This window comes from Pseudomonas sp. I2 (assembly GCF_040984075.1).
Taxonomy (GTDB): domain Bacteria; phylum Pseudomonadota; class Gammaproteobacteria; order Pseudomonadales; family Pseudomonadaceae; genus Aquipseudomonas; species Aquipseudomonas guariconensis_B.
Window position 1 is genome coordinate 1 of record NZ_JBCGFQ010000028.1, and the last position, 25,621, is coordinate 25,621.

Below are 25,621 nucleotides of genomic sequence, written 5' to 3' on the forward strand. Positions count from 1 at the left end.
CGTGGGGTGTGGCGCCAGGCCCACGACCCAGGGCCTGGCGCCCTGGGTCGTGTTGCGGTCAGAACTTGTACTGCACGCTGGTCATGAAGTTGCGGGGCGCGCCGTACACGCCCCAGCTGTCGACGTAGGAGAAGTACTTGCGGTCGAAGACGTTGTTGAGGTTGAGCGATGCGCTCAGGTTCTGGGTGATGTCGTAGCGCGCCATGAGGTTGGTCACGGCATAGCTGCCCTGGGTGAAGGTGTGCAGGTCCTGGCCGGTCTTGCTCTGCCAGTTCACGCCACCGCCGATGGTCAGCTTGTTGTCCAGAATGCCGGGCAGGCGATAGGTGGTGAAGGTCTTGGCGCTGTGACGGGGGGTGTTGGTGACGATGCGGTTGTTGTCGGAGTCGGTGCTGACGCTGTAGGCATAGCCGGCGAACGCCTGCCAGCCCTCGGCCAGCTCGCCGTTGAGCTCCAGCTCCACGCCCTTGGTGGTGGTGTCCTGCTCGGCGCGGTAGATGTCCGGCGCACGCACATAGACGGGCAGGTTGTCCTGTTCGATGCGGAACAGCGCCAGGCTGGCGTTGAGTTTTTCGTCGTTGAAGCTGCCTTTCACGCCCAGCTCGTAACCGGTGCCTTCCTGTGGGTCGAGGGCCTTGAACTTCTCATCGTGCACGCCATAGGGCTGCGGGTTGAAGATCTTGGTGTAGCTGCCGTAGACCGACCAGGTGTCGTTGAGGTCGTAGACCACGCCGGCATAGGGCAGGAACACGCCGTGGCGGTTTTCGTCGCTCTTGTTGTCGAGCGTCGGATCGTTCCAGTTCTGGTAGTCGCTGGTGCGTCGCCAGTCGGTGACGCGACCGCCGAGAATCACGGCCAGGTCGTCGGTCACGTGGAAGCGACCGGTCATGTAGGCGGCGTACTGGTTTTCCTGGATGTAGGTCTTGCCGACGGTGGTGGTGTCCGGGCGCGGGCCCTGGCCTTTCCAGTCCCAGATATTGTCGATGGTGCCGTCATAGCCGGTCCAGGGACCGAACCAGCCACCGTAATCCGGGGTGTTTTCGGTGTAGCGGGACAGGGTGACGCCGGTGATCAGCTCATGCTCGCGACCGAACAGGGTGAACGGGCCGGTCAGGTAGGCGTCGAGGTTGTTCTGGCGAGGCTTGCCCGACCAGCGGTTGGGGTACATGTAGGCGCCGGAGCCGTCCACCGAACTGATCTCGCCGTTCATGTAGTTGATCAGCTCGTCGAAGTCCATGACGCTGTGGCTGAGCTCGACCTTGCCGCTCCAGCCGTTGTCGAACTGATGCTCGAGGGAGGTGAAGACATTGGTCTGTTTGCGGTCGTTGTACGACCAGGTCGGCGAACTGTTCTTCGAGCGGCTGAAGTCGGTCTTGCTGCCGTCGGCGTAGCGGACCTGGAAGCCGGTGCGCAGCGGGTCGTTGACCTGGGTCTTGAGGTAACTGAAACCGACGGTCAGCATGGTTGCTTCGCTGAGGTCGAACTCGGAGATGCCGTAGATCAGCTGCGTATCCTGCTCGAGGCGGTCGACGAAAGAGTTCTGGGTCTTGTAGTCGACCACCAGACGCCCGCGGACGTTGCCGCTGTCGGTCAGTGGGCCGGAGACGTCGAATCCGGTGCCGTAACGGTCCCAGCTGCCAGCTTCGGCGGTCACGCTGCCCTGGAAGGTCGCGGTCGGGCGCTTGCGGATCATGTTGATGGTCGCCGACGGGGTGCCGGTGCCGCTGATCAGGCCGGTGGCGCCACGCACGATCTCGACACGGTCGTACATCGCCGTGCTCTGGGTGGTGTTGTCCAGGCGAGGGGAGGTGGGAACACCGTCGATCTCGAAGTTGTTGATCTGGAAGCCGCGCGACCAGTAGGTGTCGTTCTCGGCGCCGATGCCGGTGCGGAGCACGGTGATGCCTGGGGTGGCCTCGAGCACCTCGGTCAGGTTGGTCAGCTTCTGGTCGTCCAGGCGCTGGCGGGTGACCACGGTGACCGATTGCGGGGTTTCCTTCTGGGTCAGGTTCAGGCGCGTCGAACTACTGGACATGTAGGTGGTGTACAGGCCGGAGCCTTCGGTGACCGAGCCCGGCGCCATGCCCGAAATCGAGGTCGGGCTCAGCTCCAGTGCGGCCTCGCCGGCACTGGGTGGCGGCATCAGCAGGATGGTGTGGCCGTCCACGCGGTAGGACAGGCCGCTGCCTTGGAGCATGCGCTGCAGCACCTCGTCGGTCGACAGCGAGCCGGATACCGGGCTGGACTTCAAACCTTGCACCAACTCTGGGCTGTAGAGGATCTGCATCTGAGTCTGCTGGCCCAGTTGCTGCAAGGCGGTGGACAGCGGCTGGGCGGTGATGTTGACGGAGACCTGCTCGGCGTGCGCTGCGCTGCTCCCCAGCAGCATCAGGGCGAGCAGGGCGCCCGGCAGTACCGTACGGTTCGACTGCGATGGACGTACGGCGCGTGCCAGAGGGGTCGGGGACAGATTCGGGCGGTGCATGGGTGAAAGGGACTCCTGAAGGAAGTGGGCAGTTTTTCTTTTGGAATAATCAGTAACTGATAATTAGACGCATCACGGATTGAAAACCGGAAAAACAGAATCAACAATCTGTCTTTTGCGATTTATCTGATGAAAACCCCGAGGGGGTAATGCTATGGCGTCGACTGTTCCAGCTTCCTTGCGGGCGGATCGCGGCGCCGTGCTCCGGACAGGCCGGGCCGTGCGCCGCGCTCGTCGGAGTGGTCAGGCCGGGACGTGCTGGGTGACCACGCGACCGGCTTCCATGCGTACCAACTGGTCGGCGATATCGAAGTAGCGATCATCGTGGGAGATCACGATGATGGTCTTGCCCAGGCGCTTGAGGTCGGGCAGCAGCTCGGTGTAGAAGATCCGGCGGAAGGTCGGGTCCTGGTCGGCCGCCCACTCGTCGAACACCAGCACCGGGCGATGCTCCAGCCAGGCATTGATCAGCGCCAGACGCTTGCGTTGCCCGGTGGACAGGTCGGTGGTGGTGAACTTGCCGTCCTGGATGCTCACCTTGTGTGAGATTTCCAGGCGTTCCAGGTACTGGTTGGCATCTTCGGGAATGCTCTGTTCACCCTGGATCACATCGTCGAACAGGTAGTAGTCGGCGAAGATCGTGGTGAACAGCTGGCGATACTGGTCCCTGTCGCTGGCATCGATGATCTTGTCATCCAGTGCGATATGCCCCTGTTGTGGTGCGTAGAGTCCCAGCAACAGCTTGATCAGCGTGGTCTTGCCACAGCCGTTCTCGCCGACGATGAAGACGATTTCGCCCTGTTCGATCCGCAGGTTGACCGGCCCCAGTCGGAAGGGCGCGGCATCGCCCACCGCTGGGAAGGCGTAGCTCACTTCGACCAGTTCCAGGCTGCGCACCGTGGCCTTGGCAGCCGGTGCGTCGGTCAGCAGCAGGTGCGGCTCGGGGGAGGAGAACTGCCGGGAAAGATCGGCGATGCGCTGGAAGGCGATGCCGGCACGGCCGACGATGGGCAGCGTGCCGATCAGGTGTTCCAGCGGGCCTTTCATGTACAGCAGCACCAGGACGAAGCCACTGATGACCGCTTTGTCCTGTCCAGGGCCGGCACCGTGCATCAGCAGTGCGACGCCGATGACCACGAAGAACAGCATGGAGCCGAAGGTCTTGGCGATCACGAAGGTGTTGATCGCGCGGATCTGGGTCTTGCAGATGAAATCCGCGGTGGCCTGGATGCCATGCACGAACATGCGGTGGCGACGTGGGCGGTGGATGCGCAGTTCCTTCGCGCCACCGGCGACGGCGTTGTACTGGCGTTGCAGGTCGTCCTCTGCGTCGCGGGCGGCCATGAAGCCACGCACGCCTACCGATTGCGCCAGGTACTGGGCGCTGGTGCCCACGGCGATGGCCGCCAGCATCAGCAGGAACATCGGCCATGACAGCATGGCCAGGTAGCCCAGGCAGCCCAAGGTCACCGTCAGCGAGATCGCCAGGGGCGCGAAGGCGAAGGCGAAGTCGCTGATGGTGTCGACATCATGGGTCAGTACCGGAATCAGACGGTGGCTGCGAAAGCGCTCGATCTGCTCGATCGGCGCGGCGAGCACCTTCTCCCCCAGTGTTTTACGCAGGCGGGCGATGATGTGCTGGCCGACATAGTTGGTACCGATATCCGACAGGATCGTGCTCACCAGTGCCAGCAGGCACAACCCGGCAAAGCCCAGGATCAGGCTGTGCCCCAGGTCGCCCTCGGCGTGCAGCGCGCCGTTGATGGTGGCCAACAGCGTGGTCACGCTCAGGCCCCCGATCATGCCGAGGAAGATGGACAGGGTGACGATCGGCCAGAATGGCCTGAGCAGGGCCAGCAATTCACGCAGGGCCCCGCGGTTGGAAGTGCTCATCGGCTGGTTCCCGTCCTCAGGCGCAGGTCTGGCGCAGGCTGGCCGGCGCGTTGCTGGCCTGCTTGCCCAGGTGCTGGTAGAGCGACTGGCCGATCTCCGCCGCGCGTGCCGGCAATACCGACAGCAGCGTGTCGCTCAGGCCGTGGGAGGCTTCGCAGAACCCTTGCAGGTAGACGTTGGCGCCGAACGCGGGGTTGGCCAGCGCGCGGTAGTCGCGGTCCACCTCGAAGTCCTTCAGGTGCTGCTGCAGTGGCGCCAGCAATTCGCGGTGCGAGCGGCGTTCGTAGCCGGTGGCGAGGATCACCGCGTCGTAGCGGTGGGTCTGGCGCACATCGGTGGCCAGGTCGCGCAAGGTCAGCTCGATGCCTGCGGCAGTTTCCACCACCTCTTCGATGGTGCGGCGGCACAGTACGGCGTGGCGGTACTGATGGGCGACCTTCTGGCGGTAAAGGATGCCGTAGATGCGCTCGAGCAGGTCGACGTCGACTACCGAGTAGTTGGTGTTGTGGTATTCGCTGACCAGCTTCTCGCGCTCGGCGTGGGGCTGGTTGAACACCAGGTCGGTGTACTCGGGGGCGAAGATCTCGTTGACGAACGGGCTGTCGTCGGCCGGTTTGAGGGCCGAGGCGCGCAGGATCATGTCGACCTTGACCGATGGATAGCTGTCATTGAGATCGATGAAGGCCTCGGCGGCGCTCTGCCCGGAGCCGACCACGGCGATGCGCATCGGCTTGCCTTCGTTGCAAGGCAGCTGCTGCAGTGCGCTCAGGTACTGGGAGTGGTGGAATACCCGCGGGTCGTTCTTGAAGGCGCGGAAGGCGTCGGGGATCTTCGGCGTGCCGCCGCTGCCGACCACCACCGAGCGGGCACGGCGCTGGGTTTCACGGCCCTGCGGGGCGCGGGAGACGATGCGCAGGTGGTCGACCTTGCCCTCGCGCAGCTCAGGTTCGATGCGCAGCACTTCCTCGCCGTACACCGCCTGGGTGGCGAAGTGCTCGGCGGCCCAGCGCAGGTAGTCGTTGTACTCCAGGCGGCAGGGGTAGAAGGTGCCCAGGTTGATGAAGTCGGCCAGGCGCTGCTTCTGGTGCAGGTAGTTCACGAAGCTGTAGGGGCTGGTAGGGTTGCGCAGCGAAACCAGGTCCTTGAGGAAGGAGATCTGTAGCTCACTCTGGGTGGCCAGGGTGTTGCCGTGCCAGCGGTAGTCGGTCTGCTTGTCGATGAACAGGGCGTCGAGGGCGTGGCCGTTGGTCTCGGCGAGCTCTTCCAGGGCGATGGCCAGGGCCAGGTTGGAAGGGCCGAAGCCGACGCCGATGAGGTCGTGGATTTTTTCGGGGGAAGAGGTCTGGCTCATGGTTGCGGTTCCTTGGATGGTCGAGTGGGGGCGCCGCTGAAGGGCGCCCCGTGTCCTGCGCAAGTACACCGATAGGAACGAGCCTGCTGGCGGAGAATTTACCGCCGCCGGGCGCTTTACAGCTCGCGGACCACGCGGAATCCGATCCAGTCGCCACGGTCGTCGCGCACTGTGGTGTTGCGGTTGCCCGAGCGCGAGAAGATCGGCGCCTCGCCCCAGTCGTTGCCGCGGATCGAGATCTGCCGGCAGTCGGCTTCCTTCCTGGCGCTGCCGTCGGCCGGCGCGCCGACATAGCTGTCGTGGTAACAGTCGGCGACCCACTCGTAGACGTTGCCGTGCATGTCGTACACGCCGAAGGCATTGGCCGGGAAACTGCCCACCGGTGAGCTGTAGCTGAAGCCGTCCTTGGGGCCGTAGACGTTGGCGTTCTTGCTGATCTCGAGATTGGCGTCCGGCTCGAACGGGAACATGCCGGTGCTGCCGCCGCGTGCGGCGTATTCGCGCTGGGCTTCGCTGACCATGGCGTAGTGCTTGCCGGTCTTCTTCGACAGCCAGGCCACATAGTGCTCGATGTCTTCGTAGCTCATGCACACCGCCGGCTGGCGAGGGCCTTGCTGGTAGCTGGGCTTGCTGTTGGTGCAGCGCCGTCCGGGACGATCGTCGCCGTCGGCGATGACGATGCCGGTGGCCTTCTGGTAGTCGGCCCATTCACCGGCGGTGATCTGGAAGCGGCTGATGGCGAACGGCTTGGCGAAGGTCACCGGGTGCTGCGGACCTTCGTCGTCCTGGCGACCCATCTCGTCGGGCGGGGTGCCCATGGTGAAGGTGCCGGCGGGCAGCACGACCATTTCCGGGCAGGTCTTGTCGCAGTCGCGGAACACCGTGCCGGGCTTGTCCGACGGCTGCGCGGCCAGGGCCGGCAGGCTGCAGGCGGCCAGCACGGCGGCCAGGGTGAGGCGGTGCAGAGGTGCGCTCATGGAAGATGCCTTGTTCAAAGTTGCTGGGTAATGAGGGACATGGCCCGGTCTATCTGCTGCTCGTCGTTGAGCAGGCTTGGCGCCAGGCGGATCACCGGGCCGACGTCGCGGTATACGGCGTCGCACATCACCTTGTTGGTGGTGAGGTGCGCGGCGACGGCGTCGGCTTCACGATCCTTGATGCGGAAGAAGGTGAAACCGGCGGAGAACTGTTCGCTGCGCGGGGTCACCAGCTGGATCTGGCGGTGCTCGAGCAGGCGCTGTTTGAGCAGGCTGTTGAGCTGGTGGATGCGCTGCTGCACCTCGGCCTTGCCCAGCTGCAGGTGCAGCTTGAACGCTTCGCCGGCGGCCCAGCGGTGCTCGAAGGCGTGGTAGCCGCCCGGGGTCATGATGGTGGCGAAGTCCTCATCGCGGGAGAAGGTGGCGACGCTGGGCACCAGGTGCTGCATGCCGGTGGAGGCGGCGCAGATGATCCCGGTGCCGCGCGGGCCGAACATCCACTTGTGGGTACCGGCGATGAAGTAGTCGCAGTTGAAGTCGGCGAAGCGGGCGTTCTCCACGCCGAAGCCATGCACGCCGTCGACCACATACAGGATGCGCTCGGCTTCGCTGCGCTCGCGGTTGTGTCGGCGCACCAGTTCACCGATCTCGCCCACCGGCAGCTTGACGCCGCTGCCAGAGTGCACCCAGGTCATGCCCAGCACCCGGGTGTTGGGCTTGATGGCCTTGTCGAGGGTGCTCAGCACCTGGTCGGTGGAGACCGTCCATGGGTCGTCGAACAGGCGGATCTGGCGCACCGCGGTGCCTTGGCGCTGGTTGCGGAACTCCAGCGCCTTCTGCGCGGAATAGTGTTCGTGCTCGGTAATCAGGATCTCCTGCCCGGCGCCGACTTTGAGGCCGCCATAGATCATCGCCAGGCCTTCGGTGGTGCTGCCGGTCAGGGCGATCTGGCGCGGGCCGACCTCCAGGTAGCGCGCGGCCCACTCGCGTACTTCATCTTCGCGCTGCCATTCGTACTGGCTTTCCCAGTCCATCAGCGCGGCGGGGTTGCGGTCGAGGTCGGCGCGGTGGCGGTCGATGGCTTCCTGTACCGGGCGTGGGTGGGCGGTGACCAGGAAGTTGGCGAAATGCGCAATCTGCGGGTCGAGTGGAAACAGCTCGCGTAGGTTGCGCCACTTGTCCGGGCCGGCCAACGGCTTGGCGGGTTGGGCCAAAGCCTGGGGTAGCAGTGGCAGGCTGGCGGCCAACAGCCCGGCCTGTTTGAGGAAGGTGCGGCGGTTACTCATGTGTGTGCGGGCCTTGATCAGCGATTGGCGACGGGATGGGCGGCTTTCTGCACCTGTTCCCAGACGCGCAGGAAGTTGCCCGCCCAGAGTTTCGCGATGTCCGTTTCGCTGTAGCCTCGGGTCAGCAGCTCGGCGGTGACGTTGCGGATTTCGCCGACGTTGTTCCAACCGTCCAGGCCGCCGCCATCGTTGAAGTCCGAACTGATGCCGACATGGTCGATGCCGACTTTCTTCACCGTATAGTCGATGGCGTCGACGTACTGCGCGAGGGTAGCCTTGGGTTCTTCTTCCAGCGTGCTGTACAGCGCGCTTGCGTATTCGCCGAAACGCGCTTCGGGCCAGATGGCGATCACCGCATCGCCCGGCATCAGGGCGTTGGCCAGGCCCTGCAGGGGTTGCAGGTCGAAGCGCGCGCGCAGGGCGTCGAGTTTTTCCATCACCGGCTTGCTCAGGGGCTTGAGGTACTGGCCGAAGCCGACCACCTGGATGACACCGCCGCTGTCCTTGATCAACTGCATCTCCTTGTCGGAGAGGTTGCGAGGGATGTCTACCAGCGCCCGGGGCGCGGAGTGCGAGGCGACCATTGGTGCGCGGGTAAGGCGGGCGACATCTTCAAGCGCCAGGGTGGACATCTGCGATACGTCGATGATCACGCCCAGATCGTTGAGGCGCTTGACCGCCTGCTCACCCAGCGGCGACAGGCCACCAAGGGCATCGGCGGTGTCGTTGAAGAACGGCAGTGGGCGCGAGGAATCGGCCCAGTCGTTGTTGCCTGTGTAGCTGAAACCGAACATGCGCATGCCGCGCGCAGCCCACAAGTCCAGCTGCGACAGGTCGTGGCCCAGTGGGTAGGCGTTGAGCATGCTGATGAAGATGGCGAACTTGCCTTCGCCATTGAGTCGGCGGAAGTCGTCGGGGGTGTAGGCGATGCCGACCTGGTTGGGGAAGTCACGGACCATCCCGCTGATGATCTTGTAGCGGGCTTCCTGTTCCTGCCGGGCGGCATCGACGAAACCGGGGGTAGGGCGGTGCGGGGCGTTTGGGCCGTTCCAGATTTCCGGCCAGCCGAAGATGGTCAGTGCCGCACCGGACAGGCGACCACGGTTGGCCTTGACCAGGTCGAACTGGCCCGGGCCGTCCTTGTCGAGTTCGTGGCCGGCGCTGCCCAGATCGAGGGGCACGGTGACATGGCTGTCGAACGACAGCATGTGCTCGTGCAGGTCGTTGGCCTGTTGCACGATTTTCAGCGGGTAGCCGGCGTGCTGCTGTTGCCAGGAAAAATAGCCGGCGGCACCCCCCAGGGCGGCCACCAGGGCCAGGGGTAGGCCAATGTACAGGGCCTTGCGGGAACGGGTCTTGGTCATTGCCATCTCGTTGCACGATTGATCGGGGCGGCCTGCCGACATGAAGCGTGCTGCTTGGGCAGGGCTTGGGTATCAGGTGAACGAGCGACGGCCGGGTAAATTTATCGCCAGCTTCGCACCAGGCTGAGCCACGCTTGGCGCTAAATTTCGCCGATGGCGCAACGTTTTAGCCTTGGACGGGCCGTGCTCCACGGCCGCAATGAATGCTCAGGTAGTTGCAATGACGATTTCTCGACGCGGGTTCATCGCCGGTGTGGCATTGGCAGGCGTGGCGGTGCCCGGCGCGATGTATGCGCAGCACGTGCAACGCCAGCGGTTTGACGAGCAGTTTCCGGAAACCCCCGGCGAGGCGGTGGTGGAACTGGCCGACGCGGCGCTGCAGCAATTGGGCGACACCTTGCGCGGTATCTGGCGTTTTACCCTGCAGGGGGAAGATGCCGGGCTGCCCGGCCTGCCTGAGGGTGAACTGGAAATGTTTCTCGATGTTGCCCCAAGTGGCCGCGGCCTGCGTGGTTACCTGGACACGCCTGAGCGCCTGCGGGGTACCGAGGAGCCGCGTTACCGAGTGCTTGGTGACCTGCTGGTGGATACGAACAGGGCCTTGCGTTGGCGGCTGTTTCCTACCTGGCCGGGGGAAGACCAGGCGGACTACCAGTGCACGGTGGTACTCGACGAAGTCTGGGGTGGGTTCGGTAATGCCGGGCAGGCCACCCTGAATGGGCGCATCGCGGCGCTGGGGCGTTCGTTGACCCTACCCGTGCAGGACAACAAATTTCTTGCGCTCAAGCGCAGTTTCCCCGAGGCACGCGAGCGCACGCCTTTGTCCTCGGCCTTGCTGGCCTGGCTGATTGCGCCGGAGCACCGTCTGTTCCACCAGTTGTGGCATGCCTCGCGTGATAAGTGGCACAACCTCGACAAGGACAAGCAGGCGGCCCTACGCGGCTTGGGTTGGCAGCCTGGGCCGCGCGACCAGGAGCGTGACGCCCGTGGCCGGCACAAGGATCGCAATGGCTCGGGCGAGGACTTTTTCTTCATGCACCGGCACATGCTGCGTGCCGCCCGGGCCATCCAGGACCTGCCGTCGTGGGCGCGTTTCCCACTCCCGCAGCCAGAGCTCGAACGCGACCGAGTCGGCTTCGCCAGCTATTTCGACAACCATGACGGTACGGCCTTGCCACCCACCTGGCTGGCTTCGGACGATGCCGCGTATACCCAGTGGGTGCGCGATATCAAGACGCCGGATACCTTCTACGGGAACTTCCAGGTCTGGGAGTCGAGGTACACCGACCCGCATTACCTGAGTACTCTCACCCTCGGGCAGTTCGGTTCGGAGATGGAGCTGGGCCTCCACGATTGGTTGCACATGCGCTGGGCCTCGGTGCCGCGCGACCCGTCCAGCGGCTTGCCGGTGCCGTTCGCGCGCCAGCCGGAGGACTTTGCCGCACGCTGGTTCGAAGCGGAAAACGACTTTCTCGGCGACCCGTTCTCGTCCCATGTAAACCCGGTGTTCTGGCACTTCCATGGTTGGATCGATGATCGCATCGAGGACTGGTTTCGCGCCCATGAGCGTGTGCATCCCGGCCAGGTGCGGCGCACCGAGGTCAACGGTGTACCGTGGTTCGCGCCGGGGCGTTGGGTAGAGGTAGCCGACCCATGGCTGGGGCCGGATACCCATGGCTGCTCCACGGTGCCGGGGCTGCGGCCGGGGCACAGTGTGGAGATGGACCCAGAGACCATGAAGTTGGCGCTGCGCATCATCTTCGCTGATGACGACCTGTTTGCCAGCTTGCGGCCGAAGGTGCCGCAGCGGCCCTGGTATGCCCGCAACCTGAAACTGGCGCGGCGCTGACACCGTGCGGGTTTAGCCTAATGCCAGTGTTAGGTAATCTTGGGCCGCTTTGCGGCCCATCGCAGGCAAGCCAGCTTCTATCAAACAAAAGGTAACCCACTGTTCTTTCTAGCGAAAAAACAGGTCCGCGGGTTCAATGGCGGCGAAGTGTTCACTCTTCTATACGTGGTCACAGCAAGCTGTGCCGACAGGGACTAACGCCGATGCCATTTGGGCCACTCTCTCATTCGGGAGCAAAGCTGCACACCAGTGCTGTCTACGGCCTCTTTCCCGCGCATTGGGAACCATAGCAAAGCATTCGGCGGCTGACTTACGCGGATCAGTCGCCGAATGCTTTTCAGTATCTAGATGTCAGCGCAGATCTAAAGTCATGCGCATCCTGTTTGCTGCGCGACAGCGCGGCGCCTGGGCGGCGGGCGGACTCTCATAGAACAATACATAACTTATTGATTTAGCAGGGTCCTTGTGGGAGCGGGCGTGCCCGCGAACACCGGCGTAGCCGGTGCCAGCCACCGCGTTGGATTCTTCGCGGCGGTTCGACGCCTCGACACGCCCGCTCCCACACAGGCCGCGTCGCGCTTACGAATTGAGTTCTCTGCGCGACAGCGCAGCCCGTAGGGCTGTGTGATCTCCCACAGGAATCGCGTAATTACCTGTGGGAGATCACCCAGCCCCTTGACGCTATCTGACAGGCATCAGCGCTCGACCTGCCAGCCACCTCCCAATGCCTTGTACAACGCTACGCTGCCCTGCAGCCGAGCCAGGTGCAGTTGCGCCTGTTGGTCCTGGGCGACATACAGCGTGCGCTGGGTTTCCAGCACGGTCAGCAACGTCTCGGCGCCGGCGCTGTAGCGCTGCTGCGCAAGGTCGAAGGCGGTGCGGGCTTCCTGTACCTCCTGGTCCTGCCACTGCTGCTGGCGGTCTACGCCATGGATCGCATTGAGTGCTTTTTCCACGTCGGCGAAGCCTGCCAGGATTGCGGCGCGATAGTCGTGCAGTAGCTCTTCCTGTTCGGCACTGGCCAGTTCACGTTCGGCGCGCAGGCGGCCGTTGTTGAAGATGGGTGCGACAATGCCGGCAGTCAGGGTATAGAAGGGGCTGTCGAGGATATCGCCGAAGGTCCGTGCACCGCTGCCCAGGTCCGCTCCCAGGGTCAGCTTGGGCAACATGGCGGCCCTGGCCACTTGTACGTTGGCGCTGGCGGCGGCCAGGCGGGCCTCGGCGGCGGCAATGTCGGGGCGCCGGCCGAGCAGGTCGCTGGGCACGCCGCTGCCGATCGCCGGCCAGCGCAGCGCGCCGATCGATTCGTTGGTGTCCGGCAATGCCTGCACCGGATCACCGAGCAAGGTGGCGAGGGTTATCCGGTTGTCCTGCCATTGCTGCTCCAGCAGGGGCACTTGGCGCTCTTGTGCCGCCACCAGGCTGCGTTGCTGCGCCAGCTCCAGTCGCGTGGCCGAGCCAGAACGCTGGCGTGCCTCGACCAGGCCCAGCACGTCCCGGGCGTTTTCGAGGTTGAGCCGAGCGATACGCAGCTGTTCCTCCAGGGCCAGGCCCTGCAGGTAGCTATCGGCGACGGCGCTGATCAGGGTCAGCTCCACCGTCTGGCGATCGAAGCGGCTGGCGTCCAGGCCATGCAGGGCGCTGTCGCGGGCGGCGCGGATGCCGCCCCAGAAATCGACCTCGTAGCTGGCGCTCAAGCGCGTGCCGAATGAGGTGCTGGTGCGCTCGCTGCTGCTGGCGTCGAGTTGGTCGTTGCCGTCGCCGCGCAACAGGCGCTGGCGGCTGCCGTCCAAGCCGAACGTCAGTTCCGGCAGCAGCGGAGCGCCGGCGATCACGGCTTGGGCTTGGGCCTGGCGCACCCGTGCCGCGGCGGCGGCCAGGTCGTGGCTGTTGTGCCGGGCGCGTTCGATCAGGCGGTCCAGCTCGCGGCTGGCGAAGGCTTGCCACCAATGGGCATCCGGCAGGGCCTGGCTGGGAGCGTCGGCACGGGATTGCCAGGTTGGCGGCGCGGCAATGCCGGCCTCGGGGGCGGGCGGTGTGCTGCAGGCGGCCAGGGCCAGGCTGAGGGTCAACAGGCTGATGCGGCTTGGCAATGTCATGGGCTATACGCTGGTAAGGGCTTTGACCGGATCGAGGCGCGCAGCCTTGCGGGCCGGCATGAAACCGAACACCACGCCGGTGATGACGGCGCAGGTGAAGGCGCCGAGAATGGCGGGTAGGGCGAATGCCACGGCGATGCCGGCGAGCATCAGGCCGCCACCGATGCACAGTGCCAGCACGATACCCGTCACCCCGCCGACCATCGATAGCATCACCGCCTCGCTGAGGAACTGACGCAGGATATCGCGCTGGCGGGCACCGGTGGCCATGCGGATGCCAATCTCGCGGGTACGTTCGCGCACGGTCATGAGCATGATGTTCATCACGCCGATACCGCCGACCAGCAGGGAAATCGCGGCGATGGCACCGAGCATCAGCGACAGGCTGTTCTGGGTGCGCGCCTCGGCCTGGATCAGTGCGGCGTCGTTGGTCAGTTCGAAGTCCTGCTTGCCTTGGTGGCGCTGGCGCATCAGGTGGGCGATTGCCCGCTCGGTCTCGCTAACCCGGCTCGAATCGGCAGCGGCGATGATCACGTATTCCGGGTCTTGCTTGCCGAACAGGCGCACGGACGCGGCGGAGTAGGGCACTACGATGCGCTCGTCGCTGTCCTGGTCGCCGGAGCTGGCACCTTTGCCGGCGAGCAGGCCGACCACTTGGAAGGGCACGTTGCCGATCAGCAGGTACTGGCCCAGCGGATCGCTGCCAGGCTCCATGAGCTTGTCCCGGACCTTCTGGCCGATCACCGCGACGGCGGCGGCAGCCTGTTCGTCAGCTTCGGTGAAGAAGTTGCCTTCGACGACTGGCCAGTTGAGGATCTCGGAGAACTGGGTGTTATTGCCGCCGACATAGAACTGCTGGTTGTTGTTGCCGTGACGCACGGTCAGTTGGTCGCCGATCACCGGCATGATGCGCTGGACCTGGGGTAACTGGGCGATGGCGGCGACATCGTCCAGCGTGACGATGCCGGCCGGCTCGCGCAGCGTGGCGTGGCGGCCACTGAGGTAGAGGATGTTCGAGCCGAACGCCGCCATCTGCGCCATGACCTGGCGCTTGCTGCCTTCGCCGACAGCCAGCATCACTACCACCGAGGCCACGCCGATGACGATGCCGAGCAGGGTCAGGGCGGTGCGGAAGCGGTTGATCCACATGACCCGCCAGGCCGCTTGCAGGGCCTCGAGCAATTCGCCCTTCCAGGCCCCGCGCAGGGTGGCACCGCGGTCCAGGCGCTGGCGCAGGTCGTCGGCCTGCAGGCCGGGGTGCGCTTGGCCGGCAGGCTGGTCGGCCGCCGAGTCGCTGATCATCAGGCCGTCGCGGATCTCGATCACCCGTCGCGCCCGGGCCGCCACTTCGCGGTCGTGGGTGATGAGGATGATCACATGGCCCTGGCTGGCCAGTTCGTCGAGCAGGGCCATGACTTCGGCGCCGCTGTGGCTGTCCAGGGCGCCGGTGGGTTCGTCGGCGAGGATGATGTGGCCGCCGTTCATCAGGGCCCTGGCGATCGACACCCGCTGCTGCTGGCCGCCAGACAACTGGTGCGGACGATTGCCGGTGCGGCTGGCCAGGCCCAGGCGATCGAGCAGGGCAGCTGCGCGGGCGTGGCGCTCGGCGGCCGGGGTGCCGGCATAGATGGCCGGCATCTCGACGTTCTCCTGGGCCGAGCCGGAGGGGATCAGGTGATAGCCTTGGAACACGAAGCCAAAGGCCTCGCGGCGTAGCCAGGCCAGTTCGTCGCTGTCCAGTTCGGCGACATCCTTGCCGGCGAAGCGGTAGCTGCCGCTGGTGGGGCGGTCGAGGCAGCCGAGGATGTTCATCAGGGTCGACTTGCCCGAGCCGGAGGCGCCGACGATGGCGACGAACTCACCGGGGTGGATGCTCAGGCTGATGCCGCGCAGGACTTCCACCTTCGGCGAGTCGATGCCGCCGTAGTGCTTGCGGATGTCGCTGAGTTCGATCAGGGGCGCTGTCATTCAACCTCCGCTGGCGGCCGGGGCGCCGATGACCAGTTGCTCGCCTTCGGCGAGGCCATCGAGGATCTGCACGCGCAGGCGGTCGCTCAGGCCGGTGCGCACCTTGCGCTGTTCGACCTTGCCGTCGCGGGTGAGCACCTGGGCCAGGCGCAGGCCGTCGGTGCCGGCGTCGTCCAGGGCCGCCAGCGGCGCGGTGAGCACCTGGCTGGCCTGGCCGGCGACGAAGAACACCTGGGTGGTCATCTCGGCCATCAGAGCGCCGTCCGGGTTGTCCACGTCGAGCAGCACGGTGTATTGCACCACCTGGGCGCCGGTGGTGCCGGCGGTGGCGCTGGTAGGGCTGCCGCCGCCCTGGCTGGCCTGGTCCAGCGGCTTGGGCGGGATCGGCAGGATCTGCCGCACGGTGCTGGTCCAGCGGCGCTTGCCACCGGCCAGGGTGGTGAAGTAGGCAGTCATGCCGGGCTCGACCTTGCCGATGTCGGCCTCGGACACCTGGGCCCAGACGGTCATCGGCGAGAGTTTGGCGATGCGCAGGATCAACGGTGTCTGCTGCTGGGCATTGAGGGTCTGGCCTTCGCGGGCGTCCACGGCGACCACGGTACCGGTCATGGGGGCATAGATGCGGGTATAGCCCAGCTCCGCCTCGTCGCTGCGCAGGCTGGCCTGGGCCTGGCGGATCTGCGCCTGGTACATGTCGATGCGGGCCTGGGTCACCTTGAGCTGGGCGTTGGCTGCCTGCAGGTCTTCTTCGCGGGTGGCGCCGGCGGCGGCCAGGTCGCGCTGGCGCCGGTACTGCTGCTGGGCCAGCTGGAACTGGGCGCGCTGTTCGGCGAGCTGGGCCTTGAGGTTCTCGATCGAGTAGCGCCCGGCGTCGAGCCTGGCCTGCTGGGTGGAGGGATCGATCTCCACCAGCAACTGGCCCTGGCGGACTTCGTCGCCGACTTCCACGTGCAACTTGCGGATCTGCCCGGAGGCCTGGGCGCCGACATCGACGTAGCGGCGCGGCTGCAGGGTGCCCAGGGCGGTGACGCTGCTCTCGATGTCGGCGCGGGTGACGGTCACGGTATCGACCGGCAGCGCGCCGAATGGCAGGGTCTTCCAGGCCAGCAGCGCACCCAGGCCAAGCAAGCCCAGGCCACCGAGCAGGATACGACGGCGGGTGTTGGTTAAACGTCTCATGCGTACTTCCAGCCAGAGGTGATGGCCGCTCGCTGCCAGATCGTAGCGTGCAAGGCGGTCCCAGATAAACGAAGGCAAGGAGCGGAGATTTAGCTGGAGGGAGGCGACGGCTGTATGTTGCTGAGAATAATTATAATTTGTAAGATGCCGTGTTGATATCACTCAAGTCCCGCACCCCTGTTTTTCAGCGTCAGCAGGGAGACCCCAGGTGCCGTCGTGGAACATTACTATCGCGAACTGGTGAGCTTCTTATCCGCGCGCCTGGGCAATCGCCAGGCGGCGGAGGATGTCGCCCATGATGCCTACCTGCGTGTACTGGAACGTACCGACGCACAGCGGATCGAGCATCCGCGCGCCTTTCTCTATCGCACCGCGTTGAACCTGGTGGTCGATCGTCATCGGCGCCACCTGGTGCGCCAGGCCGAGCCGCTGGAAGTGCTCGACAGCGATGAGCGCTGGCATGGCCCGGCGCTATCGCAGCGCCTGCAACTGGACCAGCGCCTGGACCTGATGCAGCGGGCCCTGGACGAACTCAGTGGGCCTTGCCGCGACAGCTTCTTGCTGCGCAAGCTCGAGGGCCTGTCGCACCAGCAGATCGCCGAGCAGTTGGGGATCTCGCGCAGCCTGGTGGAAAAGCACATCGTCAATGCCATGAAGCACTGCCGGCTGCGCATGCGCCAGTGGGAGTCCTGAGACGCCGGTCGATGGCCAGGTGGTCCCTGGCAGGCAGGGGCGTCGCTGAAAACCCCAGGGCGTGGAAATTCCCGGTGCTGGCGACTTGATTTCTCCTGGTTTCCCGACAACTATCAATGAAGACCCCGCCAGGCACCGTCCTGGCGGCAGCCTGCACTGGCGCAGTATGGTCAGGGAGCGTCTCTCAACAGCCAACTGCCCAGGTCCGGATGATGCCGAACAAATCCATGCGCATCCTCATCGCCGAAGAGCACCCCTGCCAGCGCCTGCAACTGGAGAAGATGCTCAATGGGCTGGGCTATTACCGCATCGCCCCCGTGGACAGCTTCGACGACCTGCAACGCCTGGTCGAGAGCGCGTTGCAGCCGTTCAACCTGCTGGTCGGCAATATCGAGCTGGCCAGCCATGCCGGCGTCGACCTGGCGCGCTTCTGCCGCGTCAGCCCGCAGATTCAGCATGCCCTGTTGTACCACGCGCAGCACCTGAAAGTACCCGCGGTGCCGCAGGCCGAACGGCATGCGGTGAATGTCAGCCTGGCCAGGGTGCCGGACAGCGAGGCGCTGGAGTCGTTCATGGCGATCATCGACCTGCCGGTGGTGGTGGGGCAGGTGCCCCTGCCGCCTGGGCTCTGTGCCGGGGCGCCGCGTCCCAGGCCACGCATGAACTTCGCCCAGACCGTGTTCAGCCGCACGAGCTGAGGCATGCAGGACCACAGGCAGCGGGCATTTGCTATCCTCTTGCCCTTTGCCGATCTGCAGGACCCCTGCCATGACTGCCATCGATACCCCGCGCCAGGCCCGGTTAAGCCGCAGCGACCACCGGACCCTTGGCCTGGCGGCGCTGGGCGGCGCGCTGGAAATCTACGATTTCATCATCTTCGTGTTCTTCGCCCTGACCCTGAGCCAGCTGTTCTTTCCGCCGCAGATGCCCGAATGGCTGCGCCTGCTGCAAAGTTTCGGGATCTTCGTCACCGGCTACCTGGCCAGGCCCCTGGGGGGCATCCTCATGGCCCACTTCGCCGATCACCTGGGGCGCAAGCGGGTGTTCAGCCTGAGCATCCTGATGATGGCCCTGCCGTGCTTGCTGATCGGGGTGATGCCGACCTACGCCGACATCGGCTATGCCGCGCCGCTGCTCCTGCTGGCCCTGCGCATCCTGCAGGGCGCGGCGGTGGGTGGCGAGGTGCCCAGTGCCTGGACCTTCGTCGCCGAGCATGCCCCGCCCGGGCGGCGAGGCTATGCCCTGGGCTTCCTGCAGGCCGGGCTGACGTTTGGCTACCTGCTTGGCGCCCTGACCGCGACCTTGCTGGCGCAGCTGTACAGCCCGCAGGAGATCCTCGACTACGCCTGGCGTTATCCCTTCCTGCTCGGTGGTGTTTTTGGCGTCATCGGTGTCTGGCTGCGCCGTTGGCTGAGCGAGACGCCGGTGTTCCTGGCCTTGCGCGAGCGCCAGGCGCAGCCGGTGGCCTTCCCGCTGCGCAGCGTGCTGGGCGAGCATCGCCGTGCCCTGGTCCCGGCGGCACTGTTGACCTGCGTGCTGACCTCGGCGGTGGTGGTGCTGGTGGTGATCACCCCGACAGTGATGCAACAGCGCTTCGGCATCGCCGCCGCAGACACCTTCGCCTTGAGCAGCGTGGGGATCGTCTTTCTCAACATCGGCTGCGTGCTGGCAGGCATGCTGGTCGACCGCATCGGTGCCTGGCGCGCGTTGGTGATCTACAGCCTGCTGCTGCCCGTGGGGATCGGTGCGCTGTACGCGAGCCTGGTGGGGCAGGTGGGCTGGACCTGGCTGGCCTATGCGTTGGCCGGGTTGTCTTGCGGTGTGGTGGGGGTGGTGCCGTCGGTGATGGTCGGGTTGTTCCCGGCCGAGATTCGTGTCTCTGGTATCTCCTTCACCTACAACATCGCCTACGCCCTGTGGGCCAGCACCACGCCGCTGGCGCTGATCGCGCTGATGCCGTGGAGCCCGTGGGTGTGTGTCGGCTTCTGTCTGGCCATGGGTGTGGTCGGGTTGCTCACGGCCTTGTACTTCGGGCGTCGGGAGCCCTTGGGGTTCGCCGCGGAGCCTGTGCCGATCATGTGTGGTGACAAATGAGGCGATAGCGCCTGATCGAGGAAGTACGCACTGCCAGATATGAAAAAGCCCCCGAGCCATGTGGCCAGGGGGCTTTTTCGTGGGGCGGGGAAGGCCTCATGTGGTCATTCAAGGCCTTCAGTCGCCATTTGGGGCTGCAAAGCGGCCCCTGGGGCCCGCAGTGGATCTTACATGTTCGGGTAGTTCGGCCCGCCCGCGCCTTCAGGGGTGACCCAGGTGATGTTCTGGGCCGGGTCCTTGATGTCGCAGGTCTTGCAGTGCACGCAGTTCTGCGCGTTGATCTGGAAGCGCTTGCTGCCGTCTTCCTGGGTGACCACTTCGTACACGCCAGCCGGGCAGTAGCGCTGGGCCGGCTCGTCGTACAGCGGCAGGTTGCTGGCGATCGGCACGTTCGGGTCGGCGAGCTTCAGGTGGCAGGGCTGTTCTTCTTCATGGTTGGTGCTGGAGAGGAACACCGAGCTGAGTTTGTCGAAGCTGAGTTTGCCGTCGGGTTTGGGGTAGTCGATCTTCTTCGCGTCGGCCGCGAGCTTGAGGCAGGCGTAGTCCGGCTTGGTGTCGTGCAAGGTGAACGGCAGCTTGCCGCCGAACCAGTTCTGGTCGACATAGTTGAAGGCTGCGCCGAAGATCGGGCCGAACTTGTGCATGGCCGGGCCGAAGTTGCGGCTGGCGTACAGTTCTTCGTACAGCCAGCTGGCCTTGAAGGCATCGACATAGCCCTCGAGCTTGTCGCCGCCTTCGCGGCCGGCGGCCAGCGCGTCGGCCACTGCCTCGGCGGCGAGCATGCCGGACTTCATGGCCGTGTGGCTGCCCTTGATCTTGGCGAAGTTCAGGGTGCCGAGGTCGCAACCGATCAGTGCGCCACCGTCGAACACCATCTTCGGCAGCGAGTTCAGGCCGCCCTTGCAGATGGCGCGGGCGCCGTAGCTGATGCGCTTGCCGCCTTCGAGGTACTGGCTGATCACCGGGTGGTGCTTAAGGCGCTGGAACTCATCGAACGGCGACAGGTAGGGGTTGGCGTAGGACAGGTCGACGATCAGGCCGACCACGACCTGGTTGTTCTCCAGGTGATAGAGGAAGGAGCCACCGGTGTTCTCGGCGCTCAGCACATCCAGCGGCCAGCCGGCGGTGTGCACCACCAGGCCTTGTTCGTGCTTGGCCGGTTCGATTTCCCAGATTTCCTTCAGGCCAATGCCGTAGTGCTGGACGTCGGACTCGCTGTCGAGGTCGAAGCGCTTGATCAGCTGCTTGCCGATGTGGCCACGGCAGCCTTCGGCGAACAGGGTGTACTTGGCGCGCAGCTCCATGCCGGGGGTGTACAGGCCGTCCTTGGGGTTGCCTTCGCGGTCGACACCCAGATCGCCCGTGACGATGCCGCGGACTACGCCGTTGTCGTCGAACAGCGCTTCCTGGGCGGCGAAGCCCGGGTAGATCTCCACGCCCAGGTTCTCGGCCTGCTGGGCCAGCCAGCGGCACAGGTTGCCCAGGGAGATGATGTAGTTGCCCTGGTTGTGCATGGTCTTGGGCACGAACAGGTCAGGGACCTTGGTCGAGCTGCCGGCATCCTTGAGCACATAGATGTCGTCGCGCTTGACCTCGGTGTTCAGCGGCGCGCCGAGCTCTTTCCAGTCGGGGAACAGCTCGTTCAGGGCACGGGGTTCGAACACCGCGCCGGAGAGGATGTGGGCGCCGACCTCGGAGCCTTTCTCGACCACGCAGACGCTGATCTCGCTACCGGCTTCGGCGGCCTTCTGCTTCAGGCGGCAGGCGGCGGACAGGCCCGCCGGGCCGGCGCCGACGATGACCACGTCGAATTCCATGTATTCGCGTTCCACTGGTTCTCTCCTACTCAAGGCTCATCGCTGTTGCTTGTCTTATTGGGTGTCGGATGCCTACGCACGGCTACGCAAGCTGTAGCTTCGTGAACGACGGACTACACCGTTTTCTCTTGGCCGCGCATTATATCTACACCACTTGGCGGGTCCAATACAAACGTTTGTTTGAATTTGCCGGAGCCCAGTAAAATCACTGGAGCGCGGCTGGAGGCTGGCCAATTTGCCGTATTGACCGGATTGGGTGTTACGGTCAAGATACGAGCGGTTTTACGCTCGCCGTAGGCTGACCGTCGGGCGCAGGTGCACCCCTAAAGACCAGGCGTGGAGCAGGGTTTTCAGGCCGAATCCCGTTTTGTAGTGGAGTCTACACGCCACGACAGGAAATGACCCGTCGGTTTTGCCCTGGCAGTCGCGATAGGACTTATCGGTCACTGGAAATTTCCTCTGCGCCGGAACGTTTTTAGAGGTGCCCTTGTACCCACGCGCAATCGCAGGGGTAGGGTTTGTACGAAAGATCGCGCAGGCACTTTTCGTACAAAGCCTAATTGCCCCAGGCGACATTCTTTTCACCGGAGAGTAACGAGGAATCCATGAAGGTTCTTGTAGCTGTCAAACGAGTGGTCGACTACAACGTCAAGGTTCGCGTCAAGGCGGACAACTCCGGCGTCGACCTTGCAAACGTCAAGATGTCCATGAACCCCTTCTGCGAGATCGCCGTCGAAGAAGCCGTGCGCCTGAAAGAGAAGGGTGTGGCCACCGAGATCGTCGCCGTTACCATCGGCCCCACCGCTGCCCAGGAGCAGCTGCGTACCGCCCTGGCCCTCGGCGCCGACCGCGCCATCCTGGTCGAAACCAGTGAAGAGCTGAACTCCCTGGCCGTGGCCAAGGCCCTCAAGGCCGTGGTCGACAAGGAACAGCCACAACTGGTGATCCTCGGCAAGCAGGCCATCGATAGCGACAACAACCAGACTGGCCAGATGCTCGCTGCGCTGACCGGCTATGCCCAGGGCACCTTCGCCTCCAAGGTCGAGGTCGCTGGCGACAAGCTGAACGTCACCCGCGAGATCGATGGCGGCCTGCAGACCGTCGCGCTGAACCTGCCGGCGATCGTGACCACCGACCTGCGCCTGAACGAGCCACGCTACGCGTCGCTGCCGAACATCATGAAGGCCAAGAAGAAGCCGCTGGAGACCGTGACGCCGGATGCGCTGGGCGTTTCCACCGCCTCCACCAACAAGACCCTGAAGGTCGAAGCGCCGGCTGCGCGCAGCGCCGGTATCAAGGTCAAGTCGGTGGCCGAACTGGTCGAGAAGCTGAAGAACGAAGCGAAGGTAATCTAAATGACTATCCTGGTTGTCGCTGAACACGAGAATGGTGCCGTAGCCCCGGCTACCCTGAACACTGTCGCTGCCGCCGCCAAGATCGGTGGTGATATCCACGTGCTGGTCGCTGGCCAGAACGTCGCTGGCGTTGCCGAGGCCGCCGCCAAGATCGCCGGCGTTGCCAAGGTGCTGGTCGCGGACAACGCCGCCTACGCCCACCTGCTGCCGGAAAACGTCGCCCCGCTGGTTGCCGAGCTGGGCAAGGCTTACAGCCACGTGCTGGCCCCGGCCACCACCAACGGCAAGAACATCCTGCCGCGCGTCGCCGCACTGCTGGACGTCGACCAGATCTCCGAGATCATCTCGGTCGAATCCGCCGACACCTTCAAGCGCCCGATCTACGCCGGTAACGCCATTGCCACCGTGCAATCCAGCGCTGGCGTCAAGGTCATCACCGTGCGCGCCACCGGCTTCGACGCCGTGGCCGCCGAAGGTGGCTCGGCTGCGGTCGAGGCTGTTGGCGCCGTGCACGACGCCGGCAAGTCCGCCTTCGTCGGTGAAGAGCTGGCCAAGTCCGACCGTCCTGAGCTGACCGCTGCCAAGATCGTCGTTTCCGGCGGCCGCGGCATGGGCAACGGTGACAACTTCAAGCACCTGTACGCCCTGGCCGACAAGCTCGGCGCTGCCGTCGGCGCTTCCCGCGCCGCGGTCGACGCAGGCTTCGTGCCCAACGACATGCAGGTCGGCCAGACCGGCAAGATCGTCGCGCCGCAGCTGTACATCGCCGTGGGTATCTCCGGTGCCATCCAGCACCTGGCGGGCATGAAGGACTCCAAGGTGATCGTGGCGATCAACAAGGACGAGGAGGCGCCGATCTTCCAGGTCGCCGACTACGGCCTGGTCGCGGACCTGTTCGAAGCGGTTCCGGAGCTGGAAAAGCTGGTCTGATCCGCCTGCTTCACTTATAAAGAAGCCCGGCCCTCCTGCAGGGGGCCGGGCTTTTTTTGTGTGCGAGGCCGAGCCTGCAGGGTTGATAGCGTGAGGAGTGAGGCATGGAGTTTCGCGGAACGGGCAGGGCGCTGGCCTGCGTGGCAGCGCTGCTGTCGCCGCTGGCGATGGCGGCGGGCAAGTGCGAGCGCCTGGTGGCGACCGGCAGCCCGGATGCGCCACCGTATTCCTGGCAGGACCCGAACGATCCCCGGCACCTGATCGGCGCCAATGTCGACTTGCTGCGCCAGGTGGCCAGGGAGCTTGGCGTGTCGCTCGAGGTATTGCACGCCGGTAAGCGCGAGCAGGCGCTGGAGGAGGTACGCAGCGGGCGCATGGACCTGCTGGTCGATACCCCCATGCAGGTAGGCCAGTTGACCGCGCTGGACTATATCCATCCGCCCCTGCAGCTCAACGAGTATCTGGTCTGGACTCGTCATGACGCCTCGGTGGTGTTCGATGGCCCGGCGGACCTGGCCCGCTATCGGGGTAGCCTCTCGGAAAGGGCACGCCTGACGCCGGCCTTCGAAGCCTTTGCCAAGGCCCAGCTCAATCTGGAGCCGGCGCAGAACCTGACCCAGGCGTTCCAGAAGCTGGTGCTGGGTCAGGTCGACTACGTGCTGGCTGGCCGTTATGCGGGCATGGGCATGATGCAGAGCCTGGGCATGGGCAACGACCTGATCGCCCGTGGCCTGCCGGTGGACCGCCCGGGCCTGTACCTGGCCGTGTCGCACAATTCGGCCTGCAATGACGCCTGGTTGCGCGGACAACTGGCGAAAAAACTGACAGAATTGCCGATTTCCGGGGCATCCGAGGCGGTGCTGCAGCGCAATGTCGAGCGCTGGAAGGCACAGATGCAGGGGCCGCAGGATGCTCCCAAACAGTAGGAAGATTGCGTGAGAACCCAACCATTGATCCTGGCCCTGGTCGTGCTTGGCCTGTCGGGCTGCGCCAACGATCCGGCGCCCAACGAGCAACTGCGCTTGTCCGAACAGGCGTTGGAGCAGGCCAAGGCCGTCGGCGCCACCGACCAGGTGGAGGCGCTCAAGCTGGCTGAAGACAAACTGGCGCGGGCCAAGGCCAACATGACCCGTGCAAGCTACCGTGAAGCGCGCATGCGTGCCGAGCAGGCCGAGCTGGATGCGCGTCTGGCCGAGGCCCAGGTGCTGACCAGCAAGAGCGAGGAGCAGCTCGAGCTGCTGCAATCGCGGGTCACGCGCCTGCGCAAGCAGCTGGAGGTGCAGCCATGATGGGCAAGCCATCGATGGCCGCCCTGGCGGTGCTGGCGCTGGTCGGGTTGCAGGGCTGCGCCAGCCAGCGCAGCGCCTCGGCGCTGGATGAGGCCAGCACCGCATTCCAGCGGGTCAAGGACGATTCCGATGTGCTGCGCAGCGCTCCCCGCGATGTGATCCGCGCAGGCGAGTCGCTGGCCAAGGCCGAGCGTCTGTCCAGCTACATCGGTACCGGGGCCGATGTTCGCCACTATGCCTACCTGAGCCGGCGCTACAGCGAGATTGCCGGCGAGCACGCCAAATTGGCGCTGAACCAGGAGCGGCTGGCCAAGCTCGATCTGGAGCGCCAGCGCCTGCAGTTGGCCTTGCGCGAGGCCAAGCTGGCCAGTGTGCAGCAGCAGGGCAAGTGGGTCGAGGCGCAGATCGCCGCCTTGGCTTCCGAGCAGAGCGACCGAGGGCTGGTGATGACCTTGGGCGACGTGTTGTTCGATACCGGGCGCGCCGACCTGAAGAACTCGGCCAGCCGCACAGTCCTCAAGCTGGTCCAGTTCCTTCAGCTCAACCCGCGTCGGGTGGTGCGCATCGAGGGCTATACCGACAGCACCGGCGCTCCCGAGGACAACCTCAAGCTGTCTCGCGACCGGGCCCAGGCCGTGGCCGACATGCTGGTCGACCTCGGTGTCGACGAGAAGCGCATCCAGGTCGAGGGTTATGGCGACCAGTACCCGGTCGAGGCCAATGCCTCGGAGCGGGGCAGGGCGCAGAACCGGCGGGTGGAGATCGTCTTCTCCGACGACAAGGGCAAGCTGGCGCCGGTGCGCTGATATTCGAGCCAGGGCTGCTGCGCAGCCCTTTCGCGACACAAGGCCGCTTTCACAGGTACGACGCTGCGCTGTAATCCAGCGCCGTACCTGTGAAAGCGGCCTTGTGTCGCGAAGCGCCCCCAAAAGGGCCGGCGCAGATCATATCGGGCGCGAACGAGGCCAGTTCTTCATTCGTCGGAACGAAGC

The 25,621-nt window shown here is 64.9% G+C and carries 19 protein-coding genes; 9 read left to right on the forward strand and 10 right to left on the reverse strand.

Annotated elements, in window-relative coordinates:
- Positions 1-58: 58 nt before the first annotated feature.
- The 6 genes from WCE05_RS15530 to pvdM form a co-directional block, all read right to left on the reverse strand.
- Positions 59-2,485, reverse strand: coding sequence for a TonB-dependent siderophore receptor (locus WCE05_RS15530; protein ID WP_368816141.1), 2,427 nt, complete (start codon positions 2,483-2,485; stop codon positions 59-61).
- A gap of 243 nt (positions 2,486-2,728) precedes the next feature.
- Complete coding sequence (locus tag WCE05_RS15535) at positions 2,729-4,378, reverse strand: cyclic peptide export ABC transporter (protein WP_051101448.1); 1,650 nt, start codon at positions 4,376-4,378, stop codon at positions 2,729-2,731.
- A 16-nt stretch (positions 4,379-4,394) separates the two neighbouring features.
- Complete coding sequence (locus tag WCE05_RS15540; protein ID WP_368816142.1) at positions 4,395-5,729, reverse strand: lysine N(6)-hydroxylase/L-ornithine N(5)-oxygenase family protein; 1,335 nt, start codon at positions 5,727-5,729, stop codon at positions 4,395-4,397.
- A 116-nt stretch (positions 5,730-5,845) separates the two neighbouring features.
- Positions 5,846-6,706 carry a formylglycine-generating enzyme family protein gene (locus WCE05_RS15545; protein ID WP_051101450.1) on the reverse strand — a complete coding sequence of 287 codons (861 nt, stop codon included), beginning with the start codon at positions 6,704-6,706 and terminating at the stop codon, positions 5,846-5,848.
- A gap of 14 nt (positions 6,707-6,720) precedes the next feature.
- Positions 6,721-7,992 carry an aminotransferase class V-fold PLP-dependent enzyme gene (locus WCE05_RS15550; RefSeq protein ID WP_368816143.1) on the reverse strand — a complete coding sequence of 424 codons (1,272 nt, stop codon included), beginning with the start codon at positions 7,990-7,992 and terminating at the stop codon, positions 6,721-6,723.
- Positions 7,993-8,009: 17 nt separating this feature from the next.
- Complete coding sequence (gene pvdM, locus WCE05_RS15555) at positions 8,010-9,356, reverse strand: pyoverdine-tailoring dipeptidase-like protein PvdM (RefSeq protein WP_368816144.1); 1,347 nt, start codon at positions 9,354-9,356, stop codon at positions 8,010-8,012.
- A gap of 220 nt (positions 9,357-9,576) precedes the next feature.
- Here pvdM and WCE05_RS15560 point away from each other — a divergent pair, with 220 nt between their 5' ends.
- Entirely contained in the window at positions 9,577-11,205 is a 1,629-nt protein-coding gene (locus WCE05_RS15560) for a twin-arginine translocation signal domain-containing protein (RefSeq protein WP_368816145.1), read from the forward strand.
- A gap of 695 nt (positions 11,206-11,900) precedes the next feature.
- Here the strand turns inward: WCE05_RS15560 and WCE05_RS15565 are convergent.
- From WCE05_RS15565 to WCE05_RS15575, 3 genes are read right to left on the reverse strand one after another with little or no spacing between them, the layout of a single operon-like run.
- A complete protein-coding gene (locus WCE05_RS15565) occupies positions 11,901-13,304 on the reverse strand; it encodes an efflux transporter outer membrane subunit (RefSeq protein ID WP_368816146.1) in 1,404 nt (467 codons plus the stop codon).
- A 3-nt stretch (positions 13,305-13,307) separates the two neighbouring features.
- Complete coding sequence (locus tag WCE05_RS15570; RefSeq protein WP_368816147.1) at positions 13,308-15,272, reverse strand: MacB family efflux pump subunit; 1,965 nt, start codon at positions 15,270-15,272, stop codon at positions 13,308-13,310.
- Entirely contained in the window at positions 15,273-16,451 is a 1,179-nt protein-coding gene (locus WCE05_RS15575) for an efflux RND transporter periplasmic adaptor subunit (RefSeq protein ID WP_368816148.1), read from the reverse strand.
- 216 nt (positions 16,452-16,667) lie between these two features.
- Between WCE05_RS15575 and WCE05_RS15580 the strand changes: the two genes are divergently transcribed.
- The 3 genes from WCE05_RS15580 to WCE05_RS15590 all read left to right on the forward strand — a co-directional run bounded on the left by WCE05_RS15580 (position 16,668) and on the right by WCE05_RS15590 (position 19,238).
- Positions 16,668-17,144, forward strand: coding sequence for a sigma-70 family RNA polymerase sigma factor (locus WCE05_RS15580; protein WP_225790366.1), 477 nt, complete (start codon positions 16,668-16,670; stop codon positions 17,142-17,144).
- 212 nt (positions 17,145-17,356) lie between these two features.
- Positions 17,357-17,842, forward strand: a complete 486-nt coding sequence (locus WCE05_RS15585) for a histidine kinase (RefSeq protein WP_368816149.1) — start codon at positions 17,357-17,359, stop codon at positions 17,840-17,842.
- A gap of 70 nt (positions 17,843-17,912) precedes the next feature.
- On the forward strand, positions 17,913-19,238 hold the full coding sequence (locus WCE05_RS15590) for an MFS transporter (RefSeq protein WP_225790368.1): 1,326 nt from the start codon (positions 17,913-17,915) through the stop codon (positions 19,236-19,238).
- A gap of 167 nt (positions 19,239-19,405) precedes the next feature.
- On the opposite strand, the gene WCE05_RS15595 is transcribed toward WCE05_RS15590, so the two are convergent.
- Positions 19,406-21,070: an electron transfer flavoprotein-ubiquinone oxidoreductase gene (locus tag WCE05_RS15595; RefSeq protein ID WP_368816150.1), complete on the reverse strand. Its 1,665-nt coding sequence runs from the start codon at positions 21,068-21,070 to the stop codon at positions 19,406-19,408.
- Positions 21,071-21,660: 590 nt separating this feature from the next.
- Here WCE05_RS15595 and WCE05_RS15600 point away from each other — a divergent pair.
- The 5 genes from WCE05_RS15600 (at position 21,661) to WCE05_RS15620 (ending at position 25,435) form a co-directional block, all read left to right on the forward strand.
- Complete coding sequence (locus tag WCE05_RS15600) at positions 21,661-22,410, forward strand: electron transfer flavoprotein subunit beta/FixA family protein (RefSeq protein WP_225790370.1); 750 nt, start codon at positions 21,661-21,663, stop codon at positions 22,408-22,410.
- Positions 22,411-23,340 (forward strand): electron transfer flavoprotein subunit alpha/FixB family protein, encoded by a 930-nt coding sequence (locus WCE05_RS15605; protein WP_225790371.1) that lies wholly within the window; start codon positions 22,411-22,413, stop codon positions 23,338-23,340.
- Positions 23,341-23,444: 104 nt separating this feature from the next.
- Positions 23,445-24,266 (forward strand): ABC transporter substrate-binding protein, encoded by an 822-nt coding sequence (locus WCE05_RS15610; protein WP_253101230.1) that lies wholly within the window; start codon positions 23,445-23,447, stop codon positions 24,264-24,266.
- Between the two features lie 9 nt (positions 24,267-24,275).
- Entirely contained in the window at positions 24,276-24,629 is a 354-nt protein-coding gene (locus tag WCE05_RS15615) for a DUF4398 domain-containing protein (RefSeq protein ID WP_225790373.1), read from the forward strand.
- Positions 24,626-25,435: an OmpA family protein gene (locus WCE05_RS15620; RefSeq protein WP_253091006.1), complete on the forward strand. Its 810-nt coding sequence runs from the start codon at positions 24,626-24,628 to the stop codon at positions 25,433-25,435. The genes WCE05_RS15615 and WCE05_RS15620 overlap by 4 nt, the downstream gene beginning before the upstream one ends.
- Positions 25,436-25,621 lie beyond the last annotated feature (186 nt).

What these genes read in the sequence shown, in the direction of transcription:
- WCE05_RS15530 (WP_368816141.1), bottom strand. Translation starts at nt 2,485, where the DNA reads ATGCACCGCCCGAATCTGTCCCCGACCCCTCTGGCACGCGCCGTACGT.
- WCE05_RS15535 (WP_051101448.1), bottom strand. Translation starts at nt 4,378, where the DNA reads ATGAGCACTTCCAACCGCGGGGCCCTGCGTGAATTGCTGGCCCTGCTC.
- WCE05_RS15540 (WP_368816142.1), bottom strand. Translation starts at nt 5,729, where the DNA reads ATGAGCCAGACCTCTTCCCCCGAAAAAATCCACGACCTCATCGGCGTC.
- WCE05_RS15545 (WP_051101450.1), bottom strand. Translation starts at nt 6,706, where the DNA reads ATGAGCGCACCTCTGCACCGCCTCACCCTGGCCGCCGTGCTGGCCGCC.
- WCE05_RS15550 (WP_368816143.1), bottom strand. Translation starts at nt 7,992, where the DNA reads ATGAGTAACCGCCGCACCTTCCTCAAACAGGCCGGGCTGTTGGCCGCC.
- pvdM (WP_368816144.1), bottom strand. Translation starts at nt 9,356, where the DNA reads ATGACCAAGACCCGTTCCCGCAAGGCCCTGTACATTGGCCTACCCCTG.
- WCE05_RS15560 (WP_368816145.1), top strand. Translation starts at nt 9,577, where the DNA reads ATGACGATTTCTCGACGCGGGTTCATCGCCGGTGTGGCATTGGCAGGC.
- WCE05_RS15565 (WP_368816146.1), bottom strand. Translation starts at nt 13,304, where the DNA reads ATGACATTGCCAAGCCGCATCAGCCTGTTGACCCTCAGCCTGGCCCTG.
- WCE05_RS15570 (WP_368816147.1), bottom strand. Translation starts at nt 15,272, where the DNA reads ATGACAGCGCCCCTGATCGAACTCAGCGACATCCGCAAGCACTACGGC.
- WCE05_RS15575 (WP_368816148.1), bottom strand. Translation starts at nt 16,451, where the DNA reads ATGAGACGTTTAACCAACACCCGCCGTCGTATCCTGCTCGGTGGCCTG.
- WCE05_RS15585 (WP_368816149.1), top strand. Translation starts at nt 17,357, where the DNA reads ATGCCGAACAAATCCATGCGCATCCTCATCGCCGAAGAGCACCCCTGC.
- WCE05_RS15590 (WP_225790368.1), top strand. Translation starts at nt 17,913, where the DNA reads ATGACTGCCATCGATACCCCGCGCCAGGCCCGGTTAAGCCGCAGCGAC.
- WCE05_RS15600 (WP_225790370.1), top strand. Translation starts at nt 21,661, where the DNA reads ATGAAGGTTCTTGTAGCTGTCAAACGAGTGGTCGACTACAACGTCAAG.
- WCE05_RS15605 (WP_225790371.1), top strand. Translation starts at nt 22,411, where the DNA reads ATGACTATCCTGGTTGTCGCTGAACACGAGAATGGTGCCGTAGCCCCG.
- WCE05_RS15610 (WP_253101230.1), top strand. Translation starts at nt 23,445, where the DNA reads ATGGAGTTTCGCGGAACGGGCAGGGCGCTGGCCTGCGTGGCAGCGCTG.
- WCE05_RS15620 (WP_253091006.1), top strand. Translation starts at nt 24,626, where the DNA reads ATGATGGGCAAGCCATCGATGGCCGCCCTGGCGGTGCTGGCGCTGGTC.